At 67.4% G+C, this 21,187-nt stretch carries 17 protein-coding genes; 6 read left to right on the top strand and 11 right to left on the bottom strand.

The features are described 5' to 3' along the window. Positions 1-211 precede the first annotated feature (211 nt). Together ARC20_RS07410 and ARC20_RS18230 are read right to left on the bottom strand one after the other, a co-directional pair. Positions 212-2,317 (bottom strand): M13 family metallopeptidase, encoded by a 2,106-nt coding sequence (locus ARC20_RS07410; RefSeq protein ID WP_057646141.1) that lies wholly within the window; start codon positions 2,315-2,317, stop codon positions 212-214. Between the two features lie 104 nt (positions 2,318-2,421). Further along, a complete protein-coding gene (locus tag ARC20_RS18230; protein WP_237642528.1) occupies positions 2,422-3,174 on the bottom strand; it encodes a nucleotidyl cyclase domain-containing protein in 753 nt (250 codons plus the stop codon). A gap of 105 nt (positions 3,175-3,279) precedes the next feature. Between ARC20_RS18230 and ARC20_RS07400 the strand changes: the two genes are divergently transcribed. Continuing rightward, positions 3,280-4,866: a phytoene desaturase family protein gene (locus ARC20_RS07400; RefSeq protein ID WP_057646139.1), complete on the top strand. Its 1,587-nt coding sequence runs from the start codon at positions 3,280-3,282 to the stop codon at positions 4,864-4,866. A gap of 43 nt (positions 4,867-4,909) precedes the next feature. On the opposite strand, the gene ARC20_RS07395 is transcribed toward ARC20_RS07400, so the two are convergent. Both ARC20_RS07395 and ARC20_RS17895 read right to left on the bottom strand, forming a co-directional pair. After that, positions 4,910-6,007, bottom strand: a complete 1,098-nt coding sequence (locus ARC20_RS07395; RefSeq protein WP_057646138.1) for a hypothetical protein — start codon at positions 6,005-6,007, stop codon at positions 4,910-4,912. Continuing rightward, positions 6,004-6,567 carry a M23 family metallopeptidase gene (locus ARC20_RS17895; RefSeq protein ID WP_161809475.1) on the bottom strand — a complete coding sequence of 188 codons (564 nt, stop codon included), beginning with the start codon at positions 6,565-6,567 and terminating at the stop codon, positions 6,004-6,006. The genes ARC20_RS07395 and ARC20_RS17895 overlap by 4 nt, the downstream gene beginning before the upstream one ends. Positions 6,568-6,992: 425 nt before the next feature. Between ARC20_RS17895 and ARC20_RS07390 the strand changes: the two genes are divergently transcribed. Beyond that, positions 6,993-8,552, top strand: coding sequence for a tetratricopeptide repeat-containing sulfotransferase family protein (locus ARC20_RS07390; protein ID WP_057646137.1), 1,560 nt, complete (start codon positions 6,993-6,995; stop codon positions 8,550-8,552). A 104-nt stretch (positions 8,553-8,656) separates the two neighbouring features. Here the strand turns inward: ARC20_RS07390 and ARC20_RS07385 are convergent, their stop codons facing one another. Beyond that, entirely contained in the window at positions 8,657-11,455 is a 2,799-nt protein-coding gene (locus ARC20_RS07385; RefSeq protein WP_108143382.1) for a TonB-dependent receptor plug domain-containing protein, read from the bottom strand. A gap of 249 nt (positions 11,456-11,704) precedes the next feature. Here ARC20_RS07385 and apbC point away from each other — a divergent pair, with 249 nt between their 5' ends. Continuing rightward, positions 11,705-12,538, top strand: coding sequence for an iron-sulfur cluster carrier protein ApbC (gene apbC / locus ARC20_RS07380; protein ID WP_057646136.1), 834 nt, complete (start codon positions 11,705-11,707; stop codon positions 12,536-12,538). A gap of 90 nt (positions 12,539-12,628) precedes the next feature. After that, complete coding sequence (dcd, locus tag ARC20_RS07375) at positions 12,629-13,198, top strand: dCTP deaminase (RefSeq protein ID WP_057646135.1); 570 nt, start codon at positions 12,629-12,631, stop codon at positions 13,196-13,198. Between the two features lie 61 nt (positions 13,199-13,259). Here dcd and ARC20_RS18615 read toward each other — a convergent pair whose 3' ends face one another. The 3 genes from ARC20_RS18615 to ARC20_RS07365 are packed head-to-tail and all read right to left on the bottom strand — an operon-like array spanning position 13,260 to position 14,519. Continuing rightward, on the bottom strand, positions 13,260-13,427 hold the full coding sequence (locus ARC20_RS18615; RefSeq protein ID WP_108143383.1) for a LiaI-LiaF-like domain-containing protein: 168 nt from the start codon (positions 13,425-13,427) through the stop codon (positions 13,260-13,262). A 31-nt stretch (positions 13,428-13,458) separates the two neighbouring features. Then, positions 13,459-13,866, bottom strand: a complete 408-nt coding sequence (locus tag ARC20_RS07370) for an HIT domain-containing protein (protein ID WP_057646134.1) — start codon at positions 13,864-13,866, stop codon at positions 13,459-13,461. Further along, on the bottom strand, positions 13,863-14,519 hold the full coding sequence (locus tag ARC20_RS07365; RefSeq protein WP_057646133.1) for a dienelactone hydrolase family protein: 657 nt from the start codon (positions 14,517-14,519) through the stop codon (positions 13,863-13,865). The genes ARC20_RS07370 and ARC20_RS07365 overlap by 4 nt, the downstream gene beginning before the upstream one ends. Before the next feature lie 168 nt (positions 14,520-14,687). Between ARC20_RS07365 and rimO the strand changes: the two genes are divergently transcribed. Beyond that, entirely contained in the window at positions 14,688-16,046 is a 1,359-nt protein-coding gene (rimO, locus tag ARC20_RS07360) for a 30S ribosomal protein S12 methylthiotransferase RimO (protein WP_057646132.1), read from the top strand. A 69-nt stretch (positions 16,047-16,115) separates the two neighbouring features. Here the strand turns inward: rimO and greB are convergent, their stop codons facing one another. Further along, on the bottom strand, positions 16,116-16,616 hold the full coding sequence (greB, locus tag ARC20_RS07355; protein WP_057646131.1) for a transcription elongation factor GreB: 501 nt from the start codon (positions 16,614-16,616) through the stop codon (positions 16,116-16,118). Positions 16,617-16,726: 110 nt separating this feature from the next. Between greB and ARC20_RS07350 the strand changes: the two genes are divergently transcribed. After that, on the top strand, positions 16,727-18,178 hold the full coding sequence (locus tag ARC20_RS07350) for a rhomboid family intramembrane serine protease (RefSeq protein WP_057646130.1): 1,452 nt from the start codon (positions 16,727-16,729) through the stop codon (positions 18,176-18,178). A 4-nt stretch (positions 18,179-18,182) separates the two neighbouring features. On the opposite strand, the gene ARC20_RS07345 is transcribed toward ARC20_RS07350, so the two are convergent. Both ARC20_RS07345 and ARC20_RS07340 read right to left on the bottom strand, forming a co-directional pair. Continuing rightward, complete coding sequence (locus ARC20_RS07345) at positions 18,183-19,463, bottom strand: DUF4013 domain-containing protein (RefSeq protein WP_057646129.1); 1,281 nt, start codon at positions 19,461-19,463, stop codon at positions 18,183-18,185. Positions 19,464-19,547: 84 nt separating this feature from the next. Then, positions 19,548-21,056, bottom strand: a complete 1,509-nt coding sequence (locus ARC20_RS07340) for a helicase HerA-like domain-containing protein (RefSeq protein WP_057646128.1) — start codon at positions 21,054-21,056, stop codon at positions 19,548-19,550. Between the last annotated feature and the right edge of the window lie 131 nt (positions 21,057-21,187).

Here is a 21,187-nt window from a genome sequence, read left to right as displayed (position 1 = left end):
CATCGGGGGCGTGAGGCGGCAGGATGCCGCCGACCGAGGCCCGAGGCCATGGATGGCCGCTTTCGGCCGTCCCCCGATGCGCCCTCCCGCCCGGCCGCCGCGCGATAGCCACGAAAGCGCCAAGCAACAGATCGCAAAAACAAAGACGCAAAAAGAAAGGCCCGGGAAAATCCCGGGCCTTTCAGTACATCGCAGACAGTCGCTCTGGCAATTACCAGATCACGACCTGCTTGTCGCCAGCACGCACCATCGGCTGGCCCGCCTTGCACTCGAACGCCGCCGCGAACGCCGGCATGTTCGACGGCGCGCCGTTGGCACGGAAGTTCGCCGGGGCGTGCGGGTCGGTCTTCAGGCGCACGGCCAGCTCGTCCGGCGTGAAGTTGCGACGCCACACCGTGGCCCAGTTGAGGAAGAAGCGCTGGTCGCGCGTCAGGCCGTCCGTCTTCGGGTCGTCCTGGCCGGCGGTCGCCGCCTTCATCGCGTCGTAGGCAGTGTTCAGGCCACCCAGGTCGGCGATGTTCTCGCCCAGGGTCAGGTTGCCGCTGACATTGCCCTTCTCGGTCTTGTAGCCGTCGAACTGCTTGACCAGACGGTCGGTGCGCGAAGCGAAACCCTTCGAGTCCGCATCCGTCCACCAGTTCTCGAAGTTGCCGGTCGGCCCGAAACGGCTGCCCTGGTCGTCGTAACCGTGCGTCATCTCGTGGCCGATCACCGCACCGATGCCGCCGTAGTTCATTTCCGCCGGCGCGTTCGGGTCGAAGAAGGGCGGCTGCAGGATCGCCGCCGGGAACACGATCTCGTTCTGCAGCGGGTTGTAGTACGCGTTGATCGTCTGCGGGCTCATGCCCCACTCGGTCTTGTCCACCGGCTTGCCGATCTTGGACAGGTTCCACTTGTAGTTGAACTCGTTCGCCGCCTCGACGTTGCCCAGGTAGCTGTCACGCGAGGTAGCCAGGCCTTCCCACGAACGCCACTTGTCCGGGTAGCCGATCTTCGGCGTGAAGCTGTTCCACTTCGCGATGGCCTTTTCCTTGGTCTCCGGGCTCATCCAGTCCAGCTTCTCGATGCGGGCCTTCAGCGCGGTGCGCAGGTTGCCCACCAGCGTTTCCATCTTCGCCTTCGAGTCCGCCGGGAAGGCGACCTGCACGTACATCTGGCCCAGCGCTTCGCCGGCCTGGCTGTTGATGGCGGCCAGCACGCGCTTCCAGCGCGGCTTCATTTCCTTCTGGCCACGCATCGTCTGGTTGTAGAACGCGAAGTTCTCTTCCACGAACGGCTGGCTCAGGTACGGCGAGGCGCTGTCCACGGCGTGGAAGCGCAGGTACGCGCGCCAGATCGCCGGGTCGGTGTCGGCGATCATCTTGCTCACTTCCTCGTGGAAGGCCGGGATCGCCAGCGAGAACATCTGCGGCACTGCCACGCCCTGCGACTTGAAGAACTCCGTCCACGACCAGTTCGGGGTCAGCTTGTCGGCATCGGCCGGGCTGACCGGGTTGTAGAACAGCGAAGCGTCGCGCGACAGCTCGGTGCTGGTCTTGGAGACCTTGGCCAGGCGGGTTTCGAAATCGACGACCTGCTTGGCCTGCGCGGCGGCGTCGGCATCGGCCACGCCCGCGAGCTTCAGCACGTTGGCCACGTGCTGCTGGTACGCATCCAGCTTGGCCTTGTTGTCGGCCTTGGTGTAGTACTCCGGATCCGGCAGGCCCAGGCCGCCCTGCGCGGCGTAGGCGATGTTCATGCTGGAGTTCTTGAAATCGGCCTCGGCGCCGAACGAGAACAGCTCGTTCTCGCCCTTGGCGGCGCTGGTGCGCAGGTAGTCGACCAGCTTGGCCTGGTCGGTCACGCCGTCGATGGCGGCCAGGGTCGGCTTCAGCGGCTCGATGCCCTGCGCGTTGACCTTCGCCTCATCCATGCCGGTGGCCCAGATGTCGCCGACCAGCTTCTCCACGCCCTTGGCGTCCTTCGCCGCGGCGGCCTGCTCGACGAGCTGGCGCTGCACGGCATTGGAACGCTCGTCGAGCATCTCGAACGCGCCCCAACTGGTGCGGTCGCCCGGCACCGGGTTGGCGGCCAGGAACTTGGCGTTGGCGTAGGCGTTGAGGTCGGTACAGGCGTTGGTGTTCGGATCCAGGTCGCTGGCCTGGAACTGGTTGAACGGCGGCAGCTTGGATTCGTCGAGCGTGAGCTTCGGCGCGGTGGACGCGGCGGTTTCGGCCGCCGGCGCGGCGGGCGCGGTGTCCTCGGACTTCTTGCAGCCGGCCAGCGCGGCGGCCACGGCCAGGGAAAGGGTGAGCAAATGCGGTTTACGAAGGGTCACGGTCAGGCTCCAGGCGCGACATGGACGGATGCCCCGGGTTCGGGACAGGAACGCGCACTCTAAACCGGTGAGCCGATCACAGTCAGCGGGTCGAAGGTCATGGGTCAGGCGGCGGGCGGTGCCGCCTGCTGCCACAAACGCTCGAAATGGCCGCCCGGAGCGGTCTGCGTGGCGATGCCCATGCTGCAGTGCAATGCGTGGCGCGTGAGTAGCGGGGCGAGGTCGGCCCGCAGGTCGCAGGCCACCGCGAGCGCGGCGGCGGCATCGGTATGGGCCAGCCACAGCACGAAGCCATCCTGCCCGCCGCCCCGCGCCACCCGGTCGCCGCCACGGCGCGCGCGCGCCTTGAGCGTGTGCACGATCTCCGCCAGCGGCAGGCGCCGGCCCTGTGGCCCGCGCAGTTGCAGGCGCACCAGGCTGCAGGGCAGGGTATCGGCGCTGCGCAGCGCGGTGTCGGCGGCGCGTTGCAGCGCGGTGAGGTGTTCCAGTTCCGGAAAGCGCCGCAGGCGGATGCGGCGCAGCACCGCCACCATCAAGATGGCCACCGTGGTGGGCAGTGGTGGCCAGCCGCGATGCGTGGCCAGCGCCAGCGCGGCCGCGAGCAGCAACGGGCCGATGGCCCACGCCACGCCGGCCAGTCGCCCGCGGCGGGCGGTGCGCGGCCGTACCAGCCAGAAGGCGGCCGCCAGCGCGGCGGCGAGCCAGGGCGAGTCATATATATAGGTATCGGCATGGAGGTGGCGCAGCAGCCATGCATCCGCCGGCGCGAACAACCCGCCGATGGCCAGCAGGAAGGCGAGCAGCGCGACGATCGCCGCACCCACCCAGCGCACGAGGGCGCGCCTGCGCAATGTCACACCGGCGCCCCGCGTGGGGCAGCCTTCCGATCCGAACGCATGCCACGGCCCCCGCCGGTTCGAAGGCCCGCAGTATAGGCCCGGGCGCGTGCTATACCAGCGAGGATGAAGACCGCCTACGACGCCTTGATCATCGGTGCCGGCCACAACGGCCTGACCTGCGCCGCCTACCTGGCCGCCGCCGGCCGCAAGGTGCTCGTGCTGGAGAAGCGCGAGGTGGTGGGCGGGGCGGCGGTCACCGAGACCTTCCACCCCGGCTTCCGCAATTCGGTCGCCTCCTACACGGTGTCGCTGCTGCAGCCCAAGGTCATCGCCGACCTCGACCTGCCGCGCCACGGCCTGCGCGTGGTGCCGCGGCGGATCAACAATTTCCTGCCGCTGGGCGAGTCGGGCTACCTGCTGGCCGGCGGCGGACGCACGCGCGAGGAAGTGGCGAAGTTCTCCCGCCGCGATGCCGAACGCCTGCCCGCCTACGAAGCGCGGCTGGAGCAGCTGGCCGACGTGTTGCGCGTGCTGGCGCTGGCGCCGCCGCCGAACATCACCGACAACGGCTGGTGGGCGGCGCTGCCGGAACTGCTGCGCGCCGGCCGGCTCGGCCGCCGCTTGCATGCGTTGCCGGCTGGCTTGCGGCAGGAACTGCTCGACCTGTTCACCATTTCCGCCGCCGAGTATCTCGACCGCTGGTTCGAAAGCGCGCCGATCAAGGCGCTTTTCGGCTTCGACGGCATCGTCGGCAACTACGCCAGCCCGTACGCGCCCGGCACGGCCTACGTGCTGCTGCACCACGTCTTCGGCGAGAGCAACGGGGTCAAGGGCGCATGGGGCCACGCGATCGGCGGCATGGGGGCGATCACCCAGGCTATGGCCGCCTGCTGCCGCGAGCGCGGCGTGGAGATCCGCACCGGGGCCGGCGTGCGCGAAGTGCTCGTGCGCGACGGGCGCGCGGTGGGCGTGGTCACCGATCAGGACGAGCGCATCGAAGCGCGCGCGGTGGTGGCCAACGTCAACCCGAAACTGCTGTACGAACGCCTCATCGACCCGGCCCACGTGCCCGAGGCCACGCGCGAACGCATGGCGAACTGGCGCTGCGGCTCGGGCACGCTGCGCATGAACGTGGCGCTCTCGCGGCTGCCGGATTTCAGCGTGCTGCCGGGCGAGGGCGACCACCTCACCGCCGGCATCATCATCGCGCCGAGCCTGGCGTACATGGACCGCGCGTGGCGCGACGCGCACGACTTCGGCTGGTCGCGCGAGCCGGTGGTGGAGATGCTGATTCCCAGCACGCTGGACGATTCGCTCGCGCCGCCCGGGCACCACGTGGCGAGCCTGTTCTGCCAGCACGTCGCCCCGCAGCTGCCGGACGGGCGCAGCTGGGACGACCATCGCGAGGAAGTGGCGGATTTGATGATCGCCACGGTCGAACGGCATGCGCCGGGATTCGCGGCTTCCGTGCTGGGGCGGCAGGTGCTGACGCCGCTGGACCTGGAGCGCACGTTCGGGCTCATCGGTGGCGATATCTTCCACGGCGCGCTGAGCCTCAACCAGTTGTTCAGTGCGCGGCCCATGCTGGGGCAGGCGGGGTATCGCGGTGCGATCGACGGGCTGTTCCTGTGCGGCTCGGGTACGCATCCCGGCGGCGGGGTGACCGGCGCGCCGGGGCACAATGCGGCGCGGGTGGTGTTGGGGTGTTGAGAGCCAGCGCACGCGGACGACGAAACCGCGCGCGCCGGGTGCTTCAGAACTTCACTAGTACGGGTTTGTCGTCGATCATCAACGCGGCGCTGCGGGGAGTGAGGCAGGCCAACCGGGTCCAGTCATCGGCGTCCAGCGGAACCATGCGTTCCTCTGCATAGCCGGACTTTCGTGTGCGCACAGCGACCAGCGAGGCGGCGTCGCGCACGAAGGCCACGCTGCCATCGATCGCGAGCTTTGCCCGCATCCATTGGGGCCCGGCGGTACCAGGCGCAACACTGGCGCCGTGGCGGAACAGCAGGTGGCCGGCCATGTCCATGACGACGAAATCCCCTTCGCCTTCGACCAGGATCCTGTTCGAGCGATTGTCCATGCTGATCGTCTGTGCTTTGAATGAGGGCGGAAGGCCCGTGTCTTCCAGCCTTCCATTGCGTATCCGATGCAATCGGTGTCCCGCGATAGCGTAGCCGTCGTCGGAAGAGAGCATCTGGAGCTGGGTGATCGGTGGATGCTCGGGCCCTACCACCTCGCCGACCTGGAGCAGGTCGTTCGCATCGAAGATCTTCTTGGATCGCGTCGGCTGGTCCTCGTTCGCCAATTCGAACAGCGCCCTTCCGTCCGCGGAAAAGCTCAGCAACGGGTCGCCGTTCTCGCTGTCGGTGAAGCCCTCGTAGTGCTGCTCGACGAGGACATGGCCGTTGCCGTCTACCACGTAACGGGTCTTCCAGGTCTTGAGGGTCAATGGTGCGTCGGGATCACCGTTCCAGACAACGAACATGAATTTTTCCTGCTCGCCCGAACGCCATCCCGCCCACTCGTTCAGCCATCCCGGGATGCGCTTCAGGAGCTTTCCGCCCTTGCGCAGCTCAATCTGGCCCTTTCCGGCAGCTTCGGTCGGCACCAGGATGAGGCCTTCGGCGGAGTTTGCCTTTACGCCTTGGCCCGCCACCAGTGCGCCGGCTTGGCTATCTGCGAGTGGTTTTCCCGACCTGAAAATGCCGAATCGTTGATAGCCGTGAATGTCGGCGGTGAGGAAATCGTAGGGCGCCTGGCTGTCGCAGAGGAACGCACCATCAGGACCCGCCTTCGCGTTGGATGCGAGGCACAACAGCAGTGTTGTTGTCATGGCGGACTTGATCATGGGCATTGTCCCAGGTAGGTGAGGGGGTCGAGTCGTGTGCCGTGGCCACGCTCGGCTTGGGGAGAGGTCTGCAGTTCGATGTGCACATGCGTGGACTGCACGATGTTCTGGCGGCGGGGCGTGCCGCACTGTCCGGTGCAGTTCATCGTGCCGATCACGTCGCCCGCGCTCACGTGGTTGCCAGGTTTGGCAACGGTCTCCTTCAGATGCAGATACTTGCTGGCACGGCCATCGGCATGATTTATCTGGACGAAGTTGCCATTCGCGACGCTAGCCATTGCCTTTGCCACTACGCCGTTCGCGATGGCCCGTACTGGCTGGCCCAAGCCGAAATTCCCGGTGTTGGAGACCAAATCGATACCGTGATGCCAGTTTCCCGAGCGCCAGGAGGAGGGGCCCGAAGATATACGGGTGGTGGAGCGCCTTCCCGCCGGCCCCGCTGCGTCCTTCCAGCAATCCATCTTTCCGTCCGAATTGCGATCGAACGGGTTGGCTGCTGCCGTTGAGGGGATGTCCCGGGCGCGTGCGGCGCACCGGCGGAGGGACGTGTCGGATTCCATCGAAATGCGGGTGGAGGCGATCCACCGCGACGCATGCAGTGGACTTCCTTGCGTATGTCGCTTGGTGTCTCGACGCTGGCTTCCCTGCAAAAGGGATCGAACTGGTTGCTCGTTGCGCCTTCGCGCCAGGGCAGCAGCGTAAATGCGGATAGCAGCACTGCAAGGCTTGCTCGTGATCTCATCATTTGCTCCTTGGATAGGTGCCTGGCAAATGCTGGGTCGAGGAGATGATTCATCGCTTTCATCGCCATCGGATATTGGATTTATCGAATCCATTTCCGTGCCAAGCTCTGACGAGGGGGCGTCAGCCCGCGGCGTGTTGCGCGACGCGCTGGGTCCTGGGGCATTGAGGCGGCAGCGCCAAAGCGGGTGCGCACGTTGGCATAATCGAGTGCATACCCACGACGCAGGAGTCGCGCCCTCACATGAATGCCCAGGTCGAGAAATACAGGCAGGCCGTGGCCGCACTGAACCAGCGGCGCTGGAACGAGGCCTGGGGCATCGCCCAGGCCCTGTTGCGCGAAGGCGAGCATCCGGGCGTGCATTTCGTCGCCGGCGTGGCGGCATTCGAAATGCAGCAGCTGCGGCCGGCGCTGAATCACATGCACCGGGCGACGCTGCTCAATCCCGAGCGCGCCGATTACGCCGCCCAGATGGCCCGGATGCTCACGCAGGTGCGGCAAAACCGGGAGGCGCTGATCTTCGCCGACCGGGCGATGGCGCTGGGCAGCAACGAGCCGGTGACGCTGGACACGATCGGCGTGGTGTATACGCGCGCCAACGAACACGCCAAGGCGCTGGTGTGCTATCAGCAGGCAGTGGCGCTGGCGCCGAAGGTCGCTTCGTTGCGATACAACCTCGGCACCTGCCTGTTGTATTTCGGTCGGTCCGATGAGGCACGCGCGGAGTATCGCGAGACGGTCGCCCTCGATCCACGTTACTGGCGCGCCTATACGTCACTGGCGCAGCTGCGCAGATGTACCCCTGGAGACAACGACGTGGATCTGCTGCGGAACGCCCTGGCCGAAGGTGGCGAGGATCCGGATGCCAAGCTCTATCTCAACCTGGCGATGGCCAAGGAGCAGGAAGACCTGGGCAACTACGTCGAGGCTTTCCGCTGTTATTCGGATGGCAAGCGCGTGCAGAAGATCGCCCGTGGCTATGAGTCCGCGCAAGACGAGGCGTTGTTCGAAGCAATTGCCGCAAGTTTCCGCGCAGATGACCTGCCCGTGGCCGGCCATGACAGCGAAGAGCCCATCTTCGTCCTGGGTATGCCGCGGTCTGGTACGACACTGGTGGACAGGATTCTTTCCAGCCATCCTGACGTGCATTCGGCGGGAGAGCTGCAGAATTTCGCCGTGGTGCTCAAGCGACTGACTGGAACCACCACGCCACGGGTAGTTGACGCGGCCACCCTCAGCCAGGTGCAGGGGCTGGACTGGGCGCGGCTGGGGCGCGAGTACATCGAATCCACGCGACCGGGTACCGCTGCCTTGCCGCGCTTCGTCGACAAGCTGCCGCACAATTTCCTGTTTGCCGGGCACATCGCCCGTGCCCTGCCACGGGCAAAGATCATCTGCCTGCGCCGGAACCCGATGGACACCTGCCTGGGCAACTTCCGGCAGCTGTTCGCGTTGAGTTCGCCCAACTACGACTACTCCTTCGACCTAATGGACGTGGGTCGCTACTACCTGATGTTCGACCGGCTGATGGCGCACTGGCAGGCGTTGTTCCCCGGCCGCATCCTGGAGCTGGAATACGAGGAGCTGGTGTCCGCGCAGGAAGCAAAGACACGCGAACTGCTTGCCTTCTGCGGGTTGGATTGGAACGCGGCTTGCCTGCAGTTCGAACGCAACGAGGCGCCGGTGGCGACGGCCAGCCTGGTGCAGGTACGCCAGCCGCTGACGAATGCCTATATCGGGCGCTGGCGCCGCTATGGCGAACAGATGCTGCCATTGGCCAGGCTGCTCGGCGTCGAGGCGTAATGCGGGATCGAGCCGCCTGGCATTGCCCGCCCGCTGTGCCGATGGACAAATGAAAGGCCCCGTTCCTCGCGGAACGGGGCCTTCTTCATGCCGGTGGCAGGTGATTACTTGCCGAAGGCGTAGCGCAGTTCCAGATAGTACGCACGGCCGTACACGTCGAAGTTGTACGAGTTGTACGGTGCGCCGGAGCTGCCCAGGTACGAGAAGTCGTACGGGGGCATGCGGTTGAACACGTTGTTCACCATCAGCGAAACCTCCATGCCCTCGAACAGCTTGTAGCTTGCGCTGACGTTGTTGGTGGCATAGGAGCCAAGCTTGCGGGCGTTCGCCGCGCCATAGCCGAGCGGGCTGTTGGTCGCCGCGTAGTTCGGCGTCTCCGAGAACCAGTTGACGTACCAGGTGGCCGAGAAGTCGGCCAGGCTCCAGGTCAGCGAGCCATCGGCCTTGCGCTTGGGGTCGCTGCTCCAGTAGGCGTTGGTCAGCAGGTCGATGACCTCGTCCTCGGCGTACTGCTGGTAGGTGTGGTGCAGGTTCTCGGTGAAGCTGGTGCGCAGGCTCAGGTCGCCGAAACGGCCGAAGTCATAGCCATAGTTGAACGCGGCGGTGACCGCTTCCAGCTTCTGGTTGGAGATGTTGATCTTCGGGGTATAGATCTCGGTGATGTTGCCGGCCGCGTTGCGGGTCACCTGCGAGAGCGTCTGCTGGCACAGCGGCGAGTTGATGTCGTCGATGCCCGCGCGGCAGGAGTAGTCCTGCAACGACAGCGCGTTGGCGCTCTGCTGGGTGACTTCGTCGTCGATGTCCCAGTTGAAGTAGTCCACCGTCAGGCTCATGCGGTCGATTGGCGACCAGACCAGGCCGGCGCTCCACACGTCGGCGTTGATCGGCTTCAGGTCGAGGTTGCCCGACTGGGTGCCGAAGAACTGGCGCTCGGAATACGCGCGCGGGCAGGCGTCGGTGTTGCCCGGCAGGTAGCCGCGCTGGGCGCACTGGTAGTAGTCGATGACCGAGGAGTAATAGCCGCTTTCGCCCTGGTACAGGTCGGACAAGGTCGGCGCACGGAACGCGGTGCCGTACTTGCCGCGCAGCAGCAGGGTGTCGATCGGGCGGTATTCCAGGCCGATGCTGTAGGTCGGCTTGTCGATCGTACGGCCGCTGGCGTCGTAGGAGTCGTAGCGGCCAGAGACAGTGACGGTCAACGGATTGAAGATCGGCAGGCGCAGTTCGGAGGTCACCGCATAGCGGTCACGGTCGCCGCCGCCGGCCACCGAGGTCAGGCCCCAGATCTCGCCGTTGAGCAGTTCCGGCGCCGGGTCGTAGTTCCACTTCTGCTTGCCCAGCTCACCCACCACGGCCAGGCCGGCGTCGCCACCCGGCAGTGTGAAGAGGGTCGCGTTGGTGACCTGGAAGCGCAGCATGCTGTCCGAGGTCTTGCTGTGCGAAGTGATGCGGCCAGTGAAACTGGCGAATTCGTCCGGCGTCAGCGGCTGGTAGAACGCAGCATAGTTCGGCGAGAACACCGGGTAGGTGTCATACAGCGGGTCAAGGCCCAGCTGCGGACCCAGCACGCGGTCGGTGAAGAACTGGTCGGCTGCATCGGCATAGACGACGAAGCTGTTCTCTTTCAGCTTGTACTCAGTGTAGGTCGCGCCGAAGTCGTAATCCCAGGCGGACGCACCGAACGTTCCCTTCGCGCCGAAGGTGACGCGCAGCGAGTCGCTGGTGTCCTTGCCCATGTTGTCGCGGAAGCCGCGCGAGCCGACTTCTTCCGGTGCGAACGCCTTCTGCAGGTTGACGAGGTCGCCCAGCGCGTCGTCCCAGAAATAGCCGAAGTCCGCGCTCGTGCCCCACCAGGTGTAGTTGGAGCCGACGTGGTACTTGGTCTCTTCGTGGCTGTACAGCACGTCGCCGTACAGCTGCAGGTTGTCGTTGATGTCGAAGGTGCCGTGCAGGTAGCCCTGCGTGGACTTCTCATCGTTCGCCAGGGTGCGGTAGCCCGGGGTGTAGAACGAGCCGCAGTAGTACTCGTCACCGAAACCGGGGCGCTGCTGCAGGCCGGTGGTGCCGCCGAACAGGCCGGTGAGATTGGAGCAGTTGGCGGGATCCAGGAAGTGGTAGCTGTCGAAGTAGCCGGCCACCAGGGTGTCGCGGCTTGCCAGCGGCGGGGTGAGACCATTCTGGTTGTACTGCTTGGTCAGGTCACGCTGGTAACCCCAGATCGCGTTCTTCTCTTCGTACTGCACGCCACCAATGACGCTGACGCGGCCGTCGGCCGAGGTCCAGCCGTCGGCGAAGCTCGCGCGGAAATTGCTGCCGCCACCTTCGGAGTAGCCGCCGCCACGGATGGTAAACACGCCGCCATCGAGCTTCTTCTTCAGGATGACGTTGATCACGCCGGCGATGGCGTCCGAGCCATACAGCGAGGACTGGCCGCCCGGCAGGATTTCGATGCGGTCGACCAGGTCGACCGGAATGCCGCTGATGTTGTTGAACGTGTCGCTGCCGTTGTACAGCGCGGGGTAGTTCGACATCGGGCGGCCGTCGATCAGGTACTTCACGTAACCCGGCGGCAGGCCGAACAGGCTGACGGTCTTGGCGCCCTGGGTGAACGAGGCGGAAGTCTGCGCGCCCTGCACGCCGCCGGTGGCGAAGGAACTCTTGGCCAGCACGTCGGCCACGGAGGTGAAGCCGCGCGCCTTGATGTCCTCGGCGCTGATGACCATCACCGGGGTGGCGGTCTCGATTTCGGTCTGCGGAATCAGCGAGCCGGTCACGGTGACGCGGTCGAGTTCCTTCGGCGGGTCCTGGGCCAGGGCGGTGCCGGCGGCCGGCAGGACGATGGCGGCGAAGACGGCCGCGGTCAGGCGGTGCCGTTTGAGGCGGGAAGCTTTGCTGGACGACATCTTGGCGAATCCCCTTGTGCTGTGTGGCTGACTCGGTTGGGGCAATGGCGACGGGCCCAGACAAAGATGTCCGGCGCGTGTCAATGGCATCACCCCTGACCCGACGTTAACACGGGGTTCATCAGTTCGTGAACGGAAAATTAGCGAAAAAGTGTGATGCAATTCTCAAATTATTGATGAGAAAACGTTTTAAGGGTGACGCACGACACGTTGTTGGAGTGCCCGCCCCGGCTCGCGGACAATAGGCACATGAAGATTCCAGCGCATAAGCCGCAGGGCGGCCTGAGCCCCCATTCCCGCATCCGCAACGTCATCGCCATTGCCTCGGGCAAGGGCGGGGTGGGCAAGTCCACCACCGCGGTGAACCTCGCCCTGGCCCTGCAACGCCAGGGCGCCCGCGTCGGCCTGCTCGACGCGGACATCTACGGCCCCAGCGTGCCGGCCATGCTCGGCCTGGCCGGCCGGCCCGACAGCCCGGACAACAAGTCGATCGAGCCGCTGCGCGCCTTCGGCGTGGAGGCGATGTCCATCGGCCTGCTGATCGACACCGACACCCCGATGATCTGGCGCGGCCCGATGGCCACCTCCGCGCTTACCCAGCTGTTCAACGACACCCTGTGGGACGACCTGGACTACCTGCTGGTCGACCTGCCGCCGGGTACCGGCGACATCCAGCTGACCCTCTCGCAGAAGATCCCGGTGGCCGGCGCGGTGATCGTCACCACGCCGCAGGAGATCGCCACGCTCGACGCGCGCAAGGCGCTGAAGATGTTCGAGAAGGTGGAAGTGCCGGTGCTGGGCATCGTCGAGAACATGGCCGTGCATACCTGCTCGAACTGCGGGCATGCCGAGCACCTGTTCGGCGAGGGTGGCGGCCAGCGCATGGCGGCGCAGTACGGCGTGCCGTTGCTGGGCTCGCTGCCGCTGGAGATCGCCATCCGCGAACAGGGCGATGTCGGCACGCCGATCGTCGCCGCCGCGCCCGATTCGCCCGCCGCGCAGGCCTACGCCGCCGCCGCCACGCGCCTGGCCGAGGAACTGGCCAAGCGCCCGCGCGCCAGCATCCCGATCGCGTTCGGCTGAGTGCCTCCGTGTGGCCGCAGACGCCTGCGGCCGCAATGTTTAGACTCTGGCGGCGGCGCAGACCGCCCCCTCCATCCCCAGGAACACCGAATGAGCATCAAGAGCGACCGCTGGATCAAGCGCATGGCCGAACAGCACGGCATGATCGAGCCGTTCGAGCCGGGGCAGGTCAAGCAGGACGCCAGCGGGCAGCGCATCGTGAGCTTCGGTACCTCCAGCTACGGCTACGACGTGCGTTGCTCGCGCGAGTTCAAGGTGTTCACCAACATCAACTCGACCATCGTGGACCCGAAGCACTTCGACAGCGGCAGCTTCGTCGATATCGAATCGGACGTGTGCATCATCCCGCCCAACAGCTTCGCGCTGGCACGCACGGTGGAATACTTCCGCATCCCGCGCGACACCCTGGTGGTGTGCCTGGGCAAGAGCACTTACGCGCGCTGCGGCATCATCGTCAACGTGACGCCGCTGGAGCCGGAGTGGGAAGGCCACGTCACCCTGGAGTTCAGCAACACCACGCCGCTGCCGGCGCGGATCTATGCCAACGAAGGCGTGGCGCAGATGCTGTTCTTCCAGTCCGACGAAGTGTGCGAAACCAGCTACCGCGACCGCGGCGGCAAGTACCAGGGCCAGACCGGCGTGACCCTGCCGCGCACCTGAGCCGCGCGGCCATGCAAACGAAAACGGCGCCCTTCGGCGCCGTTTTTCGTTTGATCGCGGGTTACTTCCCGCGCCCGAACAACATGCCGATGCCGACCGCCACCAGCAGGGCCGGCCACCAGGTGCTGATCAGCCGCCCGATGCTCAGGTGCGTCCAGCCCAGGTTGTTGGCCAGGAACAGCAGGCCGACGAGGATGAGGATCAGCGCGGCGACGACGTGGGATTTCATGCAGTCGGGATCGGGTGGCTTGGACGGGCGCCTATCGTAGCCGTTGCGCCCAGTCTTCGACACGCCGCTGCAGGTCGTCCGGCGCGAACCGCTGCGCCCGCCCGCTGCCCCACACCGGGCCCGGCCACGCGGCATCGCCCTCGTGCCGGCCGACCAGGTGCACGTGCAGCTGCCGCACGATGTTGCCCAGCGCGCCGAGGTTGAGCTTCCGCACGCCGGGTTCGGCCTGCAGCAGGCGCGAGACCTGGTTGACCTCGGCCAGCAGCAGGCGTTGCTGGCCACCGTCCAGGTCGATCCACTCGCTGGCGCCGTCCACGCGCGGCACCAGCACCAGCCAAGGGAAGCGTGCGTCGTCCATCAGGCGCACTTGCGAGAGCGGCCCGTCGGCGACGAACACGCTGTCGGCGGCCAGCCGCGGGTCGAGCGCGAAGCCGCTCACAGGTTGTCGGCGAAGAAGGCCAGCGTGCGCTCGCGCGCCAGCTTCGCGCTCTCCGGCGCGTAGTGCGGGCCGACGTCGCGATTGAACGCGTGGTCGGCCGGGTACACGTACACCGGCGACTGCGGCAGCTTCTCGCGGTGCGCCTGCACGGCTTCCGGCGGGATGCTCTTGTCCTGCTCGCCGAAGTGGAAAATCACCGGCGCCTTGAGCGGCTCGTCCAGGAACTGCACGTTGCGCGCGCCGTAGTAGCTGACCGACGGCAGGCCCAGGCGGATCGCCGAGAGCAGCGCGACGCTGCCGCCCCAGCAGTAGCCGACGGTCCCGACCTTGCCGGCCGGCGCCAGCGCCGTGGCGGCCGCCTGGACGATGTCCACCGCGCGGTCCATGCCCAACGCCTTGACCATCTCCAGGCCGCGCTGGGTGCCGGCTTGGTCGTACGGCAGCTGGGCATCCTTTTCCACCGGGTCGAAGAACGCCGGCACCAGCACCTCGTAGCCGGCGCTGGCGAAATCCTCGCCGACCTGCCGCATGTGCTCGTTGACGCCGAAGATCTCCTGGATCACCACCAGGCCGCCGCGCGGCTGGCCAGCCGGCTTGGCGTGCCAGGCGGTGACCTGGCCGTGCGGGGTATCGAGCGTGGTCCAGTGGCCCATGGGAATGTCCTCGGCTAATGAATGGGGGATCTCCATTATGGAAGCCTTGCCTGTTCGCAGGGGTGACGGAGTCTGGCCGCTGGCGTTCAGGGCGCCCGCGCGCGGCCGGCTATAATCCGGCCCGCCCAGGCCCCAGGCCGTTCCTCACCCAGGCCCCCAGACCCCCGCATGTCCCAGTCGAACCCCAAAGTCGGCTTCGTCAGCCTTGGCTGTCCGAAAGCGCTCGTCGATTCCGAACGCATCCTCACCCAGCTGCGGGTCGAGGGTTATGACATCGTCCCCAGCTATGACGCCGCCGACGTGGTGGTGGTCAACACCTGTGGCTTCATCGACTCGGCCGTGGCCGAATCGCTCGACGCCATCGGCGAGGCGATGAACGAGAACGGCAAGGTCATCGTCACCGGCTGCCTGGGCAAGAACTCGGCGCTGATCCGCGAGCAGTACCCGGACGTGCTCTCCGTCTCCGGCCCGCAGGACTACGCCACGGTGATGGAGGCGGTGCACGCCGCGCTGCCGCCGCAGCACAACCCGTTCGTGGACCTGGTGCCGGACTACGGCATCAAGCTGACCCCGCGCCACTACGCGTACCTGAAGATTTCCGAAGGCTGCAACCATCGCTGCAGCTTCTGCATCATTCCTTCGATGCGCGGCGACCTGGTCTCGCGCCCGGTGGACGACGTGCTGCGCGAGGCCGAGCGGCTGGTGCGCGGCGGCGTCAAGGAACTGCTGGTCGTCTCGCAGGACACTTCCGCCTACGGCGTGGACCTGAAGTACGCAGAGAAGACCTGGCAGGGCCGCCAGTACGCCACGCGCATGAAGGCGCTGTGCGAAGGGCTGTCCGAGCTGAAGGTGTGGACGCGCCTGCACTACGTCTATCCGTACCCGCACGTGGACGACGTGGTGCCGCTCATGGCCGAAGGGAAGATCCTTCCGTACCTGGACATCCCGTTCCAGCACGCCAGCCCGCGCATCCTCAAGCTGATGAAGCGGCCGGGCGCCGTGGATAAAACCCTCGAGCGCGTGCTGCGCTGGCGGCAGATCTGCCCGGACATCACCCTGCGTTCGACCTTCATCGTCGGCTTCCCCGGCGAGACCGAAGCCGAGTTCGAAGCGCTGCTGGACTTCCTCGACGAGGCGCAGCTGGATCGCGTCGGCGCGTTCGCCTACTCGCCGGTGGAAGGCGCCAGCGCCAACGCGCTGCCCGACCCGGTGCCGGAGGAAGTGAAGCAGGAGCGCCTGGCCCGTTTCATGGAACGCCAGGCCGCCATTTCCGCCGCGCGCCTGGAGGCCAAGGTCGGCACCGTGCAGCAGTGCCTGGTGGATGGCCTGGAGGACGGCATCGCGGTGGCGCGTTCGCGCGCCGACGCGCCGGAGATCGACGGCCTGGTGCACATCCAGAACGGCGAGGAAATGGGCCTGCGCCCGGGTGACTTCGTGCAGGTGGAGATCACCGAGAGCGACGAGCACGATTTGTTCGGCGATGCGCTGGAACCGGCGCGCAAGCCGCTGCCGCTGGCGATGGTGTAATCCGCCGCGCGCCGCTCCCTGCGGGAGCGGCTTCAGCCGCGACCGCGGATCACCCGGTCGCGGCGCACTTCACGCGTAATCGACTTCCACGATCACGAAGCGGGTCATGCCGCCCGGCAGCATCACCTCGAACTCGTCGTCCACGCGCTTCTTCAACAGCGCCCGCGCCATCGGCGAATCGATGCTGATCCAGCCCTGCGCGGCATCGGTTTCGTCCGGCCCGACGATGCGGTAGCGCAGCAGCTCGCCGTCGCTGACCCGCTCCAGCTCCACGCGCGCCCCGAAGAACACCGCCTGCGGGTCGCTCGGCCGCGTATCCACCACCCGCAACGCCTCCAGCCGCTTGCTGAGGTAGCGCACGCGCCGGTCGATCTCGCCCAGCTGCTTCTTGCGATAGGTGTACTCGGCGTTCTCCGAGCGATCGCCTTCCGCCGCCGCGGCGGCCAGCGCCTTGACCACTTCCGGCCGGCGTACGCGCCACAGCTCGTCGAGCTCGGCCTTGAGCCGGGCGTGGCCGGCGGCGGTGATGAGCGCGGTGCTTTTCTCTGCGGGGGGACGCCAGCGGGTCATGCCAGGAACGGGGGCGGCCACGGGGGAGGGGATGCTAGCGCGGCGCGGCTTGCATGTCGCCCGGCCGATCGTCGAAGCTGCCTGCTTCGCGCCGACAGGGGATGTTGCCGATGTTGATCCTGCCTTTGCACAAGCCGCTCACCTTGGCCACCTGGCCCTGGATGACCACCTTGCTGCTGCTGGCCAACGTGATCGTGTTCTTCGGCGCGCAGTCCGGCGACACCCGGGCGATGGGGCAGGCACAACGCTACTACCTGGATTCTGGCCTGGCCGAACAGGAGATGCCCGCCTATCGCCAATACCTGCTCGACAGCGGCCGCGGCGACGAGGTGCAGGCGCTGGATGACGAAGACGAGGATGCGCAGTGGGGGCAACTGGCCACGGCGGCGGTGAACGACCTCGGCTTCCGTGCACGCCTGGCCCAACACGCGCCGGGCGAGGATGAGGATGCGCAGGCACGCTGGCGCCCGTTGCGCGCCGAGTTCGACCGCCGCCTGGATGCCATCTTCACCCTGCGCCACATGCAGCGCGGCTCGGAGTGGTCGCCGCACCGCATGCTCACCGCCGCGTTCCTGCATGCCGACCCCATGCACCTGATCGGCAACATGTTGTTCCTCGTCGCGCTCGGCCTGCTGCTGGAAGGGGCGATCGGCCCGGGGTGGCTGCTGGGCGTGTACGTGGTGGGCGCCTATGGCTCGGCCGCGGCGAGCGTGCTGTGGCGCTGGGGCGAATACGGCGGCGGGCTGGGGGCGTCCGGCGCGATCGCCGCGATGATGGGCGCGTTCTGCGCGGTGTGGGGACGCCAGCCGGTGCGCTTCTTCTACTGGTTCTGGGTGGTGTTCAACTACGTGCGCGCCCCGGCCATCCTGCTGTTTCCGCTGTGGCTGGGCTGGGAAGTGTTCAACCTGCTCTCGCAGGACGACGCGCGCGTCGCCTTCGAGGCGCATGCCGGCGGGCTGGTGACCGGCGCGCTGATGGGCGCGCTGCTGGTATGGACGAAGCAGACGCGGCCGGCCTTCCTGCTCGATACCCCGGCCGTGGTGGTGGACGACCGTTGGGCGCGCGCGCAGCGCCACCTCGGGCGCATGGAAAACACCGAGGCCGAATCGCTGCTGGCCGAGTTGGCGGCCGAACAGCCGCAAAGTTTCGACGTGGCGCTGGCGCGCTGCCGGCTCGCGCGCAACGCGGGCCAGACCCAGTTCCTGCGCGAGCGCGCGCTCACCTTGCTGCGGCTGCCCGCGACGAACGCCGCGCAGGTGCAGGCGCAGTGGGGGCTGGCACAGACGCTGCCGGGCGACGGCGTCGCGCTGCCGGCCGATGTGCGCAGCGTGCTGGCTTCGCAGTGGATCGCCCTGGGCCACCTGCAGGAGGCCGAGCGGCTGTTGTCGTTGGAAGGCGAGGGCGGGCCGCGGGATGCCCAGGCCCAGCTGTGGCTGAAGCTGGCGCTCGCGCACGGCGCGCGCCAGTCCGGCGATCAGCAGCGCCTGCTGGCCCACCTGCTGCAGGCCTTCCCGGACCAGCCGCAGGCGACCAAGGCGCGCTTCCTGCTGGACAACCTCTGAAGGGTCAGGCCGTCGGCGAGGCGGTGGAGGTGATGGCCGCCAGCGCGGTCTGCAGGCGGCGCCGCACTTCCTCGTTTTCGCAGCTGATCAGCGCGGTCTCCAGCAGTGCCCGCGCCTCGTCGTCGCGGCCATAGCGTTCGGCCAGCAGCAGCGCGGCATCGAGCGCCCACTGCGCGGATTCCTCGCGCCGCGGCCACTTGCGCACCATCGCCCGCAGGGCATCCACGGTGAGCTGGTGCTGGCCGCCCAGGCGCGCGCGATCCACCAGCGACATCGCCTGTTCCACCTGCGCCGGCGTGAAGTCCGGTTCGATTTCCAGCATCTCGCGCAGGATCGCCAGGGCGCGGCGTTCCTGCTTCTCGGCGACGAGCCGGCTGATGTACAGCTGCGCGTGGTCGTGCAGCTCCGGCGAGGCGCCTTCCTGGCGCAGCAGGCGCTGGTACAGCTCATGTACGCCCAGCGACACCGCGCGGCCCTTGATCGCCCCGCGCAGCACCTCGCGCGCCTCGCGCGGATGGCCGTCGCGCACGTGGCCCTCGGCTTCGTCGAGCAGGCGCTGGTCGGGATCGGCGCGGCGGGTGTCCTGCAGGGCTTCCGGCTCGAAGCCGAGCGCCTCGTGGTACTGGAACACCAGGTAGCCCAGCAGGTGGAACACCGAGAACAGGCCCCAGGTCACCATGAAGTTCACGGTGAGGTGGCTGACCAGCGGCGGCATGTAGCGGCTGAGCCATACCGCGGCGGTCATCGAGCTGGCCAGGATCACGAACAGCAGGCACACCGCGGCCAGGTACGGCCAGCCGATGCGCAGGGCCAGGCCGAGCGGCACCATCGGGTTGAGCGCGCGCAGCAGGCTGCCGTCCATGGCCAGCGAGATCACCGAGCCGGGCATCAACAGCACGACGGCGCCGAGCGCCATCAGGGCGAGGGCGCCGCTGCGGGTGAACATCGCCACGAACATCACGCCGGCCGCGGCCAGGATGATCAACACGAACAGGCGCCAGATCGCGCCGTCGCTCAGTTCCAGCCCGTAGTTCGGGGCGTCGGGATGTCCGTTGGCAGTGTGCCGCAGCACCTCGAACGCATAACGGTAGGTGGCCAGCGAGACGACCAGGCCCAGGATCCCGCCGATACCGGGCAGCAGCGACAACAGCGCGCACAGGCTCAATGCGATCAGCGACCACAGCGCGGCGCCGTGGATCGGATACAGCGCGATCGCGGGCAGACGCGACCAGAACGGTTCCGGTGCGCCACCCTGGCGGCCGGTCCGCTTACGACGATCTTCCATGACGCTCCCCCTGAGCGGTCGTTGTCCGTCCGGATTGTGCTGGCACGCGCCCGGCGCGCGCAATGGTGCCGGGCGCCGCGTCCGTCAGCGCTTGCCGCCGCCGAAGATGCCGCCGAGGATGCCGCGCACGATCTGCTGGCCGAGCTTGCTGCCCACCGTGCGCGTGGTCTGCTTGGCCATCGTCTCCAGCAAGCCTTGGCGACGCTTGGTGCCGAACACCGCGTCCTTCACCGCCTGGCCCCATTCGTTGCCGGCGGCCGCGTCCTGCTCCGGCCCGCGCGCCGGCGGCGCGTCGGCCTTGGCGACCTGCGCCTGGGCCCGCTTGGACAGCATCTCCGCCGCCGATTCGCGATTCACCGCGGTGTCGTACTTGCCGCCGACCGGGCTGCCCGCGCGCACCTGCGTGCGTTCGGCGTCGGTGATGGCGCCCATGCGGCAACGCGGCGGGGCGATCAGCGTCTGCTCCACCGGCATCGGCACGCCCTTGTCCTGCAGCGTGGAGACCAGCGCCTCGCCGGTGCCCAGGCTGGAGATCGCGCTGGCGACGTCGAGCCTGGGATTGGCCACGAAGGTTTCCGCGGCCGTCTTCACCGCCTTCTGGTCGCGCGGCGTATAGGCGCGCAGCGCGTGCTGCACGCGGTTGCCGAGCTGGCCGAGGATGTTGGCCGGCACGTCGTCGGGGAACTGCGAGCAGAAGTACACGCCCACGCCCTTGGAACGGATCAGGCGCACCACCTGCTCGATGCGCTGCACCAGCGCGGGCGGCGCATCGTCGAACAGCAGGTGCGCCTCGTCGAACACGAACACCAGCTTGGGTTTGTCCAGGTCGCCCACTTCCGGCAGCCGCTCGAACAGTTCGGAGAGCAGCCACAGCAGGAAGGTCGAATACAGCCGCGGCTTGAGCACCAGCTGCGCGGCGGCGAGGATGCCGATCACTCCGCGGCCGTCCGTCGTCGTGCGCATCAGGTCTTCCAGCGCCAGTGCCGGCTCGCCGAAGAAGCCTTCGCCGCCGTCCTGCGCCAGCCGCAGCAGGGCGCGCTGGATCGCCGCCACCGACGGGGCGCTGACCAGACCGTATTCGGTGGAGATCTCCTTGCGGTCTTCCACCACCAGGTTGAGCAGGGCGCGCAGGTCGTCCAGGTCGAGCAGCAGCAGGCCGCGGTCGTCGGCCAGCTTGAACACGATGTCCAGCACGCCGGCCTGGGTGTCGTTGAGTTCGAGGATGCGGGCGAGCAGGGTGGGGCCCATCTCGCTGACGGTGGTGCGCACCGGGTGGCCGAGCTGGCCGTAGAGGTCCCAGAACACCACCGGGCTGGCGGCGGGGGCGTAGTCGGCCACGCCGATCTCGGCGGCGCGCTGGCGCAGCTTGTCGTTGCCGTCGCCGGCCACGGCCAGGCCGGCGACGTCGCCCTTCACGTCGGCCAGGAACACCGGCACGCCGATCCGCGAGAAGCCCTCGGCCAGGGTCATCAGGGTCACCGTCTTGCCGGTGCCGGTGGCGCCGGCCACCAGGCCGTGGCGATTGCCCAGCCGGGGCTGGAGGACCACGGCGATGTCGTCGGTGACGCCCTTGCCCAGCAGGATCGGATCCATGGCATGCCTCGCATTCAAGTTGCGCCGATTCTACGGCGCTGGCTGACGTTGCACTGTACCCGTCCCGCGGCGCGCCTTGCCCCGGCGCGCGGGCCGCGGCTAACCTGCCAGACCTCGTCGCCGCCGTAGTC

Source organism: Stenotrophomonas panacihumi (assembly GCF_001431645.1).
Lineage (GTDB): Bacteria > Pseudomonadota > Gammaproteobacteria > Xanthomonadales > Xanthomonadaceae > Stenotrophomonas_A > Stenotrophomonas_A panacihumi.
Note: the sequence above shows the minus strand (reverse complement) of the source record. Positions and strands in the feature narration are given on the sequence as shown.